This is a genomic window from Aurantibacter crassamenti (assembly GCF_016811105.1).
GTDB classification, from domain to species: Bacteria; Bacteroidota; Bacteroidia; order Flavobacteriales; family Flavobacteriaceae; genus Aurantibacter_A; species Aurantibacter_A crassamenti.
In genome coordinates this window covers 2,576,206-2,589,173 of sequence record NZ_JAFBGM010000001.1, presented here as the reverse complement: position 1 = coordinate 2,589,173, position 12,968 = coordinate 2,576,206, and the positions used below count along the sequence as shown (strand labels likewise).

Genomic DNA, 12,968 nt, shown 5'->3' with positions numbered 1-12,968 from the left:
TAATAGTTTTTAAATTATATTGATTTTTCTATTGGAACGACCACTGCTTTTATCGGGTTGTTCGTTTCCAGATTTTGATTGAATTCTTTAATGAGTTTAAAAAGTGTATCAATATTTTCATCTTCTGTAAAAGAGAAGAACAAACTAGATTCTAACCCACCCTTTTCAATAGGAAACCAACTAGTGGTATGAACCAATGAAGAATGATTTTTATAGCCATCAATATCAGAACCACTAAAGCTCTCTATACGCGCCTTTTTAAAGAGCCGCAGAATTTCTTTCTCAAATTCTTCTACCACTGTTACTATTAGTAATTTCATTTTTATCGTTTTTTAGTCCTTACTTGTTTCTGCAATTTCTTGCGTTTCAGTATCGGGATAATTCTTCTTTTCTATCATGTAGTACACCAAAGGCACAACCAATAGGGTAAGCACGGTAGAAACAATAGTTCCTCCCATTAATGAGATAGCCAAACCTTGAAATATTGGGTCAAATAAAATAACAAACGCACCAATAACTACCGTTCCAGCAGTTAATAGAATAGGCGTGGTACGTACAGCACCAGCTTCAATAGCTGCCTGTTTAATAGGTACGCCTTCGGCTAATCGCAGGTTGATGAAATCAATTAGTAAAACGGAGTTTCGTACCATAATACCTGCGAGTGCAATCATTCCAATAAATGAAGTAGCGGTAAAAAATGCGCCCATAATCCAGTGTCCTAGAATAATTCCTATCAATGATAATGGTATAGCTACCATCATTACAATAGGTGCTTTAAAGTTTTGGAACCATCCTACAATTAAGATATAAATAAGGATAATGGCCCCTAAAAATGCAATTCCCAAATCACGGAATACCTCAAGAGTAATTTGCCATTCCCCATCCCATTTAACGGTATAGTCATCTTCAAACTCAGGTTGACCTAAGTACATTTCGGAAATTTCATACCCTTTTGGTAAAGCAATTTCTTTAAGCTTTTTTTCCATACCTAATATCGCATATGCGGGGCTCTCTAATTCTCCTGCCATATCTGCCATTACATAAACTACACGTTTTTGATTTTTACGGTAGATACTCTTTGCACTGGTAGTTTCCTTAATGTCGACTAAATCTGCAATAGGCACCATTGTACCGTGTTTAGAAGTAATTTTTAATTGTGAAATATCTGAAATTGTTGATTTCTCCTTTTCATCCAAAGCCAATAGTAAACCTACTTGGTTGCTAGCATTTTCATCGTATAAATTGGTTATAGCCCTATTCGATAATGCCATGTTCAGGGTATAGGCAATTTGCTGCGGTGCCACGCCATAAAGCATTGCTTTCTCTTTGTTGATTTCGAATTTATATTCAGTTTGGTCAGCTTCTACTAGCCAATCGATATCAACAACATCATCAGTGTTTTTCAAGATATCTTGAACGCTATTCGCAATTCTCATTTGCTCTTCATAGTCAGGACCATAAACTTCTGCTACAATTGTAGATAATACAGGAGGTCCTGGTGGAACTTCAACTATTTTTACATTCGCATTATATTTTGCCGCTATTTTTTGAATAGCTGGGCGCAATAATCTTGCAATGTCATGACTCTGGGCAGATCGCTCCCCTTTGTCAATAAGATTAACTTGAATATCTGCCATATTACTACCTCCACGTAAATCGTAATTGCGTACCAAACCGTTAAAGGTAATAGGGGCAGAGGTACCTACATAGTTCTGGTAATTAACAACCTCTGGTCTAGTAGATAAATATTGAGCAATTTCTTGAGCAACCACACCTGTGCGTTCAAGGGTGGTGCCTTCGGGCATATCAATAACCACTTGAAACTCGTTTTTGTTATCAAAAGGCAACATTTTTACAGCCACAGATTTGGTGAAAAACAATACCATTGATCCCATTAGCATTAAAAAAGTCAGTCCTAAAAACAACCAACGTTTGCTTTTGTTTTCAATAAGAGGGCGTTCATATTTGTTATAAATTCTGTAAATAAAGGTTTCCTCTAATGGCTTTTCTATCTTTTCAGCTTCACCTTTTTTATCTTTTTCTCTCAAGAAAATATACCCCAAATAAGGTGTTATAGTCAAAGCGACGAATAATGATAAAATCATTGCAATAGATGCGCCAATTGGCATAGGTGCCATATATGGTCCCATTAATCCAGATACGAATGCCATTGGTAAAACTGAGGCAATAACAGTAAACGTTGCTAATATAGTAGGGTTACCAACTTCGTTAATAGCATACAGTGCAGCTTGCTTAAACGGTAGCCGTTTCATTTTAAAATGCCGGTGCATATTCTCGGCTATAATAATGGAGTCATCTACCACAATACCTGTTACAAAAACCAAGGCAAATAATGTAATTCTGTTCAAAGTGTAGTCAAGCATATAATAACTCAACAATGTCAAAGCAAATGTAATGGGTACGGATAAAAATACGACCAAACCACCACGCCAGCCCATAGCTAACATAACTACTAATGTTACCGCAATTATAGACCCTATTAAGTGTAATAAAAGTTCTGACACTTTATGAGATGCAGTTTCTCCATAGTTTCTAGTGATTTCTACGTGAACATCATTAGGAATTAATGTGGCTCGTAAATGGTCAACTTTATCAATAACGATATCTGCAATTTTCATCGCATCGGCACCCTTTCTTTTTGCTACCGAAATGGTAACCGCTGGGTATTCAGATTTGTAATCAGTCACCTTATCACTGGCCTGCCCGAAACCTAAAGACACATAACTTTGTGGAACTTCTGGTCCGTCGATAATGCTCGCAATTTGTTTTAAATAAATAGGCTGGTTTTGTTGTACACCAACCACAAGATTTTCAACATCGGTTACCGAAGCCAAAAAATTACCGGTATTTACCAAAAACTCAGTATCATTCTTATCAAAACTACCAGAGCTTAATTGCGCATTGTTAGCCTTAATCATTTCAGAAACAGATAAGAAATCCAAGCCACTGGCGGCTAGTTTATCCTTATCTAGAACCACACGTAATTGGCGGTCTTGATTACCAATTTTATGGGTAATAGCCACATCGTTTACCTTTTTAATTTCGCTTTCTAGCTCTTGTGCCATTTGGCTTAACTGGTACCCGTCATAATTTTCGCTCCATAAGGTAAGCCCCAGCATAGGCACGTCATCAATAGCACGGGTTTTTACCAATGGGAATGTTACGCCCTGCGGCATAATATCCATATGCTTATTAATTTCATTGTACAGTTTTACAAAAGATCGCTCTATGTCTTCGCCAACGTAAAACTGAACAATGACCATACCTTGCTCTTTCATTGAAGTTGAATACACATATTCTACACCTTTAATATTGGAGATTAATTTCTCTAAAGGCTTAATAACACGCGATTCTACTTCAGCAGGACTCGCACCAGGGTAGCCTACAAAAATGTCTGCCATTGGCACGTCAATCTGTGGTTCTTCTTCCCTCGGAATCAAAAACGAACTGTACACCCCAATGACCATAAATACAATCATTAGTAGTACCGTTAACTTACTGCCTATAAATAATTTGGCAATTTTACCAGCTAAACCTTCCTTCATTATTTCTATATTTTATTAGTGTGTTACCACCTGCTGGGGGGCAGGTGGTCGGGCTTTCCGCTCATACTCCTCGGCACAAAAAGTGCCTGTGGGGTAACCGCTTCAATCCCTAACCCAGACTCGTTTATTGATTGGAGATTTTTGCTCCGTTAAATAATTTTCCTTCTGCAGAAACTATATATTGTTCATCTGCAGATAATCCTGATAATACTTCTACTTGATCACCAAAAGTTCTTCCCAATCGCAACCAACGTAATAAGGCTGTGTTGCTTTGGCTCACGGTATAAATTCCGGATAATTGACCATTCTTCACAATGGCTTCTACAGGTATCATTACGGCAGAACTTGTTGTTTTTCTTGCTACAGGAAATTGTACGGTTGCGTACATACCAGATAAAATCTGAGCATCGGTTTTGTCTAGTATTACCTTTACCAAATATTGACCTCCTGTATTTTTAGAAGAAGTACTCACTTCTGTTACCTTACCTTTTACATTCTCATTTAAAGCTTTTACCTGTACGGTAACCTCAGTGTCATTTTTAACAGCAAGAATTTCAGATTCCGGAACCATTGCCAAAACTTGATATTTACCTGGAGATTCTACTTCTAGCAAAGGCATACCTGGGTTTGCCATATCACCTGCACTAATGAATTTATTGGTGACTACACCATTAAAAGGAGCACGAATATTCGCATAACCCATTTGTGCATTTACACCGTTTCTCATTTGTTTAGCAGACTCTAAGCGTGCCTTAGCCATGTTATAATTGGCTGTGATATCATCAAGCTCTTTCTGTGAAGCACTGTTTTCTTTAAATAAAGTTGAGAATCTATTAAAGTCCTTTTCGGCATTGGTAAAAGCAGCTTCAGCCTCAGTGATTCCTGCATTTACCTGTGCTAATTGAGCCGAGACATCTGCATTGTTAACACTCATTAGTAATTGACCGTCACGTACCTTATCGCCAACATTAACATATATTTTATCTACATAACCCATCATACGGGTACTGATATTTGCACTTTTAGCGGCTTCAATTTTTCCACTTACGGTTAAAAATGGACTACTACTATCTTCAGAAACAGTTTTTATTTGAACGGCTATAGCTGGCGAATTATCAACTACAGCTTTTTTATCTTCGCTTCCACAACTAGAGATTAGGATCGTTGCTCCTAAAATTGCCGAGATTATATATTTTTTATTTTTCATCTTTATGCTTGGTATTAAGTAATGGATTTATGCTATTCTTTCGTTAGAAATTGTACATACGCCAAGGCGTAATTATGTTGAAAAATTGTTGCGTAATATTCTAATTGCTTTTGAGAGTATTGCGTTTCGGACATTAGTAAATCTGTAGTTTTTTCTAAACCTTGCTTGAACCTATTGGTGCGTATACGTAATGATTCTTCAGATTGTTCTAGTGCCAGTTTTGTAAGCTTTAATTTGTTTTTAGCATCTTCATAACCTCTTTTAGCTTTGTTAAGTTCTAATTGGCTTTCAGATTTATACTGTTCTAATTGTAGTTTAGATTTGTCATATTCAGCCTTACTCTTTTGAGATTTCCCAAAACGCTTACTTCCTTCAAAAAGGTTCCATTTTAGTTCTGCGCCAAATAAATATCCTTGGGCTTGACCTTGAAAAATTTCATCGTCATGTAACTCATAAGTGCCAAAGGCATTTAATCTTGGTAAGAAAGCCATTTGGTCTGCCTTGTGCATTTGTCTATATGCTTCGGTAGCCGAATTCATGGCTAAAATATCTTTTCTGTTTTCAGATAAGTTTACAACCGTTGCAGTCGCATCATTAGTGATAGCTAATGAATCTGAAGGTTTTAAAATTTCATTTTCATCAGCATTCATTAAAACAGATAGGTAGTTGCTGGCATTTAGAATATTACTTTTTGCGTATTGCAGTTGATTCTCTATTTCTGTAACTCGCACTTCTACAGAAAGAACATCAGATTTTTGTAGGTAGCCTTGTTTGTAGCTATTGTCAGCTATACGCTTATTTTCTAAAGCTGTTTCTTGGGCTTTTTCTAAAACCTTCACCGTTTTATAGGCGAGTTGTAATTGCATATAGGCTTTTTCAACTTCAAGAGATAGATAATCTTCTGTTCTTTCAGATTGCAGTTCAGTGGCTGTCAATTTAGCTTTTGCAGCTTTTCGCAGATAGATGCCATCGAAGTTTATTAATGGTTGTTGCACTTCTACACGAGTTGCATAATCTTCTATTTGACGTGGGTCATTTAACAAATCTGGGTTAAAATCTGCGGCAGTCAAAATTTCCTGATTCAGTTTGGATCCAAAAGCCATTAAGGGGTTCGTGGTAGCTATACCAGTATGAGAAACGCTTATATTGGGTAACAAAATGGCATTGGTCTGTTTGTAATCACCCTTGGCGGACAATACATCCTGCTGTGCCATTTTTAACGTGTTATTCTGTTCCTTAACTTTAGCTAGAACTTCATCTTTTGTAATTGACTTAGTTTGCTGTGCAAATCCAGAATAAAAGACCAATAACAATACCAATCCTAATTTATACTTCATCGTATTCATTTATTTAGTACAAAATTAGGGTGGTAAAAGAGGCTGTACAGTAACTAATGTTACCTATGAAAATTTCTTTATAATTAAAATTCATGAAAAAAAGAAAAGCACCCTTTTATAAAGAGTGCCTTTTGCCATCAGCTGAAAATTAAAAGTAAATTCAGCTCATTTTTTAGAAGTTTTTACAAATATATTGAATAGCAACCCACCCATTAAACCACCATATAATGTACTGTTTAAAGGATTTGAGGTTGTTGAAAAAGAGAAATTTTGGATAAATGCAGAATATAGTCTGACTGCCGAGCTAGATAATATTGCGTATTCTTTTGGTGATCAGGTTACAGCAGGTTATGAAATAATTGATTTACGTTTAGGTGTAATACCAATGAAGAACCTAACCTTAAGTGTTGCTGCATTAAATGTTTTTGATACAACATAGAGTAATCACCTTAATTTCGCATTTAATAATCAGGCAGAATTTGGAACGGAACCCATCAATGATCCAGGAAGAAATCTATCGGTTTTTGTTCAATATGAATTTTAATATATGAGCTATAAAAAAGGGACCAAATTTGGTCCTTTTTTATATTTTAGTGCCGGTAAAACGAATAACCGAAGCATCACCAATATGGTAAATTCCTTCGTTCAATTCTATTTCCTTTTCTTCTAAAATTTCAAAATTAATTCCATTAAACTCATTTTCAATTTCATCAATTGCATAGAGCATGTCAATATTTTTAGGTCCACCAGAAGATTTTCCTAGTTGATTTTTAGAGAATGCCTCAAAAATGATATGTCCGTTTGGTTTTAATGATTTTAAAAGATGTTGGTTTGCTTTCTTTCTAATAGCTGACGGAAAATGCGCATAACAGAAGGCGATTACATCAAACTTCTTAGCAGTATTAAACTTAAGAGCGTCAATTATTTGATAATCCAAGTTCAAATGATAAGTAGCAGCTAGTTTTTTAGCTTTAATCATTGCAGATTCGCTAAAGTCGAAAGCCAATACTTCCCAGCCTTTAGATAGTGCATAGACGGCATTTCTACCTTCGCCTTCGGCAGGCAATAAAATAGAACCTAAGTTTAATTTCTCTAGTTGTTGTTTAAAAAATTCATTAGGTGCTTGTCCATAGGCATATCTTTCGTTGTCATAACGCTCATTCCAAAAATCTATCATGAGATTATAAATTTACATTAACAAAAATACCGTTAAGTTCGTTTGACAATGATTATTCAACTATTCTTTTTTCTTTCCATTAGACATCATTGAAAGCACTGCGACTACCAACAAAACACAAACAACAGCAAAAAGAACAATCAACCAAATACCCAAATCCCAAGCAACTAGTGGTAAAATTAATTTAGAAATCATTTTTATATTATTTAAGATTACTATACATTATCACCCTTCATCATTTTATTCCAGTACAAATAAGGAAGGCCATATTTCTTTAACATCCATAGTCTCCAATGTTCTTTTGAAGAATCGGAAATAAACATCCGTTTCAATTTTGGATCAGGTGTGAAATTATTTTTATAGTCGAACTCCGCCAATACCATTTTTCCATAATCTGTAACCAAGGGACAAGAAGAATATCCGTTATATTCTTTAGTGCCTAGCTTATTATGTTTAATTAACAAATCAAGGTTATCCACAACAATAGGTACTTGCTTACGAATGGCAGCTCCAGTTTTTGCAGTAGGCAATGCTGCTACATCACCTAAACTGAAAATGTTTCTATACTTGTTATGTTGCATGGTTTGATGATTTACATCTACCCAACCAGCATCATTAACTAAACTGGATTCTTTAACAAACTTCGGCGCTACAGATGGAGGTGCTGTATGTAGCATATCATAATGAATGCCATATCGGTTGCCATCTCTTGTTATTTTAACATCTTTATAATTGTATTGAAACGATTCATCTAGCTTTAAATCATTGGCATGGTCACTAGAAATAACAACACAACCTCCGGCGGTAATTTCTTTACCCATTTCATACCACGCAATTTGTTTATCACCATCAACGGCTACCAATTTATGATGAAAACGAAGATTAATATTTTTTCTATCAACCACTTCCATTAAGGTTTTAGCAATTTTCTTTACGCCAAAAATTACCGTACCTCCCGTTGCAAAAACAATATCCGTTTTATTATCTATTCCCTTTTTACGGAAATGATTTTCAGCCAAATACATTATTTTTTGTGGAGCGCCACCACATTTAATTGGAGTAGTAGGTTGTGTAAACAAAGCTGTTCCGCCTTTAAAATTTTTTATTACATTCCATGTGTGGTTAGGATTGGTATAATTACTACAAACCACTCCTTTATCCATAGCTTCCCCTAAACCAGGCATTAAACTAAAATCATATACCAATCCAGGTGCTACTACTAAATAGTCATAAGAAATATCATCATTATTAGCTGTACTAACCAGATTATTCTCTGGGTTAAACCCTGTCGCCTTATCTTTTATCCAAGTCACACCTTTAGGCATAACTGAAGACATAGGTCTTGCTGTTTTATTAAAATCATATGTTCCAGCTCCTACTAACGTCCAAGCTGGTTGATAGTAATGCGTATCAGCTGGTTCAATAATTGCAACGTCTTGTGTATTTTTCTGTTTTAACAATTGGGCAGCAACCATAATACCTGCTGTTCCTCCTCCAATAATTAGTATTTGATGATGTGAACTCATTTTAACAATATTTTTATCAATTTCATAAATATAACTACCTTAAACACATATTTATGTAACCTTTGTTACACAAATTGATAAAATTGAGGTATACAGAAAATTTGACCTCCTAAACTTTTAGAATATCTAATAAAGTAAAATAGAGAAGTGGAACTTTATAACTCAATACGTTTAAACTGCTTTAAATTATTTGCTATTATCTTCATCAAAATTTATCGCCCATATACCACGTACTTCATTTACATTATAACCCAACGCTTTATCTGATGGGTATAAGTTTTTTAGCGTTTCAAGAGTTTCGAATTCAACTTGTTCATTTGGATTTCCATGGCATTGCAAACACATAGAATTTGTAGTGATTGGGTAATAGAAATTAATTTCATCATCTACAGATTGCACAATAGGTTTAATTTCAATGCCTGAGGCAACTGCCTTTTTAAAATAATTAATATACCCAAGCTCTTCATTATTTGCCATATTTTGCGGATTCCGTGGTTTATCAGACACTCTTTTTATTATTGCGTTTTTCATTACCGACATACTATCAGTCAACTTCATCGCTTTAGTATTGCAAAACTCAATAGCCGTTACAGTTCCATTTTCATTAATAGCCTTCATAAGGTTTTTACCCAAAATAGCTTTAGTCGCTTGTGCATAGCCAAGTCCTATATCAGTATTATCAATTTCAGAATTTTCTATTTCTTTATAATCAAGTTCCTCTGCCCCATTACCATGCTCTTTAGCATAATGAGCATCAAACCATTTAGGCTTTTCAATTTCATAATCATACATATACTCCGCAATCAACTTTACGGTTTCCTCTGAATAAGGCAAATACGGCATCTTACCAAACTTCTCTTGCGCCATAGGCATTTTCGAAGGTGCTTCCGGATCATCTATCCACAACATAATAGCATCAGTAAATTCTTCTTTTGTAGTGCTAGAATTTTTATAAAACTTTTTAATCGCAATCATGGGTGGTGCTATCATACTAGACTCAGATGCTTTCGGATTATGACACATATAACATTCTGTCTCAATAATCTTTTTTCCTAGATGTTGTTGACTGGCAAGTCCTGTCTCAACCGTAGTTGAATCTTCAATTGGTTTGGATTCCGATTGTTTAGCATCTTTACAACCTGCGAAAATCAGCAACACTGCCACTAATATAAGATTCTTCATTACTTTGAAATTTTACCGGTTGCACAACTTACATATGATTTAGCTTTTGATACAACAGTATTTTTAGCATCTATGGACGGATAACCAATAGCCTGTAATTTCTCTTTAGCCAATATAGCATCATTAACATCGATACAATGAAAAGATACGGAGGAAAAATCAAAATTAACCTCTACATCAGAAATCGAATTTAATTCTACCAATTTAGATGTAATAGTTTTTGCACATCCCCCACACTTTAAATTTTGAACTATTATGGTCGTTCTCATATTCTGAAATTTTCTAGTTAAAAAAAGTTATTTACGGAATATTTATCCCCATTGCATATATCCACCTTTAAGATCATATACCTTAGAAAAACCCAAATCAACTAACCTTTTAGCTGCCTTTCTACTTCTTGCACCAGACCTACAATATAAATACATTGGTTTTTCTTTATTGTATTTATTAAAAGAATTTTGAAAGTTTGAAGCGTTGAAAAAATCAATATTTTTTGCGTTTTTAATATGTCCTCCATTATATTCATTCGCCGTACGAACATCTACCAATTGCACGTTCTTAAACATTATTGCGTCTGCAAATTTATCTCGATCCAATACTTCAATTTTATCAGAATATTCATTTTTAATCCCAAATAGACTATTTAATAATGACATTTTATTTATTTTAATAATTATGTAATAATTAAAAAAAGGAAACGATCTGAGTATAAATGATCGTTTCCTTAAACCAACCAATATTTTAATTAAGGCTCTTTTTGGCTAAATACCAATCAACCTTTTCAAGACTATCGTCTGCTATTCTTGCATTTAAATCATCTAAAGTTTTTGGTGGTGATACAATCACCTTATCTCCCTTTTTCCAATCTAAGGGCATTGCCACTTTATACTTATCTGATGTCTGCAATGCTTCTAATGCCCGCAAGATTTCATTCATATTTCTACCTACGTTTAATGGGTAATACATGACTAGTCGAATCTTTTTTACAGGATCAATAAAAAATACAGCGCGTACTGCAGATGTTTCACTTTCGTTAGGTTGCAACATTCCATATAACTTAGACACTTTCATGTCAATATCAGCGATAATAGGAAAGTCGAAGTATACTCCGGTATTTTCACGAACGTTTTGTACCCAGCCCAAATGTGCATGAACACTGTCAATACTCAAACCTAACAACTCTGTATCCAAGGCATCAAATTCTGGCTTGCGAATAGCAAAACCACTCATTTCTGTTGTACACACCGGTGTGAAATCGGCTGGATGCGAAAACATCACTATCCATTTGTCCTTAGCAAATTCTGATAATTTTATTTTACCCTTTGTAGTAACTGCCTCAAAATCGGGAGCTATATCTCCAATTCTAGGTATATTATTTTGTTCTAATTCTATTGTTTCCATGGTACTTAATTTTCATTAAAAGTACCTTAGAAAGAACACTTGCAAAGTAACTTTAGTTACACATAACGTTAAAAAATTTATAAAAAAAAGCGCTCATATATTGACCGCTTTTTAACTTAAAATGTATATTTATTTTATAGTGTTGATGGACAAACATATTCCGAAACTGATGCATCCGACTCTTTAAGTTCTTTAAACCCACCAACTACATCAACCAAATTATGGATACCTCGGCTCTTTAAAATTGAACCTGCAATCATACTACGATAACCTCCTGCACAATGAACATAAAATATTTTATTATCTGGAAACTCAGCTAAATGATTGTTAAGGTAATCTAGTGGTGTATTAACTGCAGCAAGAAGATGCTCAGACAAATATTCACTATTCTTACGTACATCAAAAACCGGAACTTGGTCAATTTTTAAAAGATTACTAAGAGCCTTAGCACTTACCTGACTTACAGTATCGTATTCCATTGCACTATTTTTCCATGCTTCGAAACCGCCTTCGAGAAAACCTAATGTATTATCAAAACCTACTCTTGAGAGTCTTGTTACAGCCTCTTCTTCTCCACCTTTTGGAGTCACCAGTAAAATTGGCTGTTCAACATCTGCAATTAAAGCTCCTACCCAAGGTGCAAAATCCCCATTTAATCCAATAAAAATTGAACGTGGTATATGACCTTTTGCAAAATCGTCTTGATGTCGAACATCAAGAACAATAGCACCAGTTTCGTTAGCTGCAACTTCAAATGCCTTTGGTGAAAGCGATTTGGTACCGCGCTTTAAAACTTCTTTAAAATCCTCATAACCTTCTTTATTCAATTTCACGTTTAACGGAAAATATTGTGGCGGAGGAAGCAAGCCTTCTGTAACTTCTTCTACAAACTCTTCTTTTGTCATATTCTCTCGCAATGCGTAATTCATTTTTTTCTGATTGCCTAAGGTATCCACTGTCTCTTTCATCATATTCTTTCCGCAAGCAGAACCAGCGCCATGAGCAGGGTAAACCAAAATATCGTCAGCTAACGGCATAATTTTTTCTCGTAAACTATCATACAACAATTCCGCTAAATCCTTTTCGGTTAGCTCACCCATTTTTTGTGCCAAGTCGGGTCTACCTACATCACCTAAGAATAATGTATCTCCACTAAATATTGCATAATCTTTACCAGTCTCGTCTTTAAGAAGATATGTAGTGCTTTCTAAGGTATGCCCTGGTGTATGTAGCACAGTTATACTAATTTCACCTAATTTAAACTCTTGATTATCCTTTGCAATGATTGCTTCAAATGTAGGGTTAGCACTGGGACCATAAATTATTGGAGCTCCAGTCTCTTTTGCCAAGGTTACGTGACCGCTAACAAAATCGGCATGAAAATGCGTTTCAAAAATATATTTAATCTTAGCATCATCTAACTTAGCCCTATTGATATAGGGTTTTTCTTCTCTCAAAGGGTCAATTATAGCAACTTCACCATTACTCTCAATATAATATGCACCCTGAGCTAGACACCCTGTATATATTTGTTCAACTTTCATTCGTTTACTTTTATTAGTTACAAGGGTA

General features: G+C 35.0%; 13 protein-coding genes. 1 reads left to right on the top strand and 12 read right to left on the bottom strand.

Going from position 1 to position 12,968, the window contains the following annotated elements:
* Positions 1-14 precede the first annotated feature (14 nt).
* The 4 genes from JQC67_RS10705 to JQC67_RS10690 all read right to left on the bottom strand — a co-directional run bounded on the left by JQC67_RS10705 (position 15) and on the right by JQC67_RS10690 (position 6,110).
* Positions 15-320 carry a hypothetical protein gene (locus tag JQC67_RS10705; protein ID WP_203252803.1) on the bottom strand — a complete coding sequence of 102 codons (306 nt, stop codon included), beginning with the start codon at positions 318-320 and terminating at the stop codon, positions 15-17.
* A 12-nt stretch (positions 321-332) separates the two neighbouring features.
* Positions 333-3,566, bottom strand: a complete 3,234-nt coding sequence (locus JQC67_RS10700) for an efflux RND transporter permease subunit (RefSeq protein WP_203252802.1) — start codon at positions 3,564-3,566, stop codon at positions 333-335.
* Between the two features lie 124 nt (positions 3,567-3,690).
* Positions 3,691-4,773, bottom strand: coding sequence for an efflux RND transporter periplasmic adaptor subunit (locus JQC67_RS10695; protein WP_203252801.1), 1,083 nt, complete (start codon positions 4,771-4,773; stop codon positions 3,691-3,693).
* A 32-nt stretch (positions 4,774-4,805) separates the two neighbouring features.
* The gene (locus JQC67_RS10690; protein ID WP_203252800.1) at positions 4,806-6,110 is read right to left on the bottom strand and encodes a TolC family protein; all 1,305 of its coding nucleotides are present in this window, start codon (positions 6,108-6,110) and stop codon (positions 4,806-4,808) included.
* A 193-nt stretch (positions 6,111-6,303) separates the two neighbouring features.
* On the opposite strand from JQC67_RS10690, the gene JQC67_RS10685 reads away from it, so the two are divergent.
* Complete coding sequence (locus JQC67_RS10685; protein ID WP_203252799.1) at positions 6,304-6,549, top strand: hypothetical protein; 246 nt, start codon at positions 6,304-6,306, stop codon at positions 6,547-6,549.
* Between the two features lie 144 nt (positions 6,550-6,693).
* Here JQC67_RS10685 and JQC67_RS10680 read toward each other — a convergent pair whose 3' ends face one another.
* The 8 genes from JQC67_RS10680 to JQC67_RS10650 form a co-directional block, all read right to left on the bottom strand.
* The gene (locus tag JQC67_RS10680; protein WP_203252798.1) at positions 6,694-7,287 is read right to left on the bottom strand and encodes a class I SAM-dependent methyltransferase; all 594 of its coding nucleotides are present in this window, start codon (positions 7,285-7,287) and stop codon (positions 6,694-6,696) included.
* A 60-nt stretch (positions 7,288-7,347) separates the two neighbouring features.
* Positions 7,348-7,482: a hypothetical protein gene (locus JQC67_RS19150; protein ID WP_262896952.1), complete on the bottom strand. Its 135-nt coding sequence runs from the start codon at positions 7,480-7,482 to the stop codon at positions 7,348-7,350.
* 20 nt (positions 7,483-7,502) lie between these two features.
* Positions 7,503-8,813: an NAD(P)/FAD-dependent oxidoreductase gene (locus JQC67_RS10675; RefSeq protein ID WP_203252797.1), complete on the bottom strand. Its 1,311-nt coding sequence runs from the start codon at positions 8,811-8,813 to the stop codon at positions 7,503-7,505.
* 186 nt (positions 8,814-8,999) lie between these two features.
* Positions 9,000-9,995, bottom strand: a complete 996-nt coding sequence (locus JQC67_RS10670) for a Tll0287-like domain-containing protein (protein ID WP_203252796.1) — start codon at positions 9,993-9,995, stop codon at positions 9,000-9,002.
* The gene (locus tag JQC67_RS10665; protein ID WP_203252795.1) at positions 9,995-10,264 is read right to left on the bottom strand and encodes a heavy-metal-associated domain-containing protein; all 270 of its coding nucleotides are present in this window, start codon (positions 10,262-10,264) and stop codon (positions 9,995-9,997) included. Before JQC67_RS10665 ends, JQC67_RS10670 begins: the two co-directional genes overlap by 1 nt.
* A 42-nt stretch (positions 10,265-10,306) precedes the next feature.
* Positions 10,307-10,651, bottom strand: coding sequence for a rhodanese-like domain-containing protein (locus JQC67_RS10660; protein ID WP_203252794.1), 345 nt, complete (start codon positions 10,649-10,651; stop codon positions 10,307-10,309).
* An 85-nt stretch (positions 10,652-10,736) separates the two neighbouring features.
* Positions 10,737-11,396, bottom strand: a complete 660-nt coding sequence (locus JQC67_RS10655; RefSeq protein WP_203252793.1) for a peroxiredoxin — start codon at positions 11,394-11,396, stop codon at positions 10,737-10,739.
* A gap of 134 nt (positions 11,397-11,530) precedes the next feature.
* A complete protein-coding gene (locus tag JQC67_RS10650; RefSeq protein WP_203252792.1) occupies positions 11,531-12,940 on the bottom strand; it encodes an MBL fold metallo-hydrolase in 1,410 nt (469 codons plus the stop codon).
* Positions 12,941-12,968 lie beyond the last annotated feature (28 nt).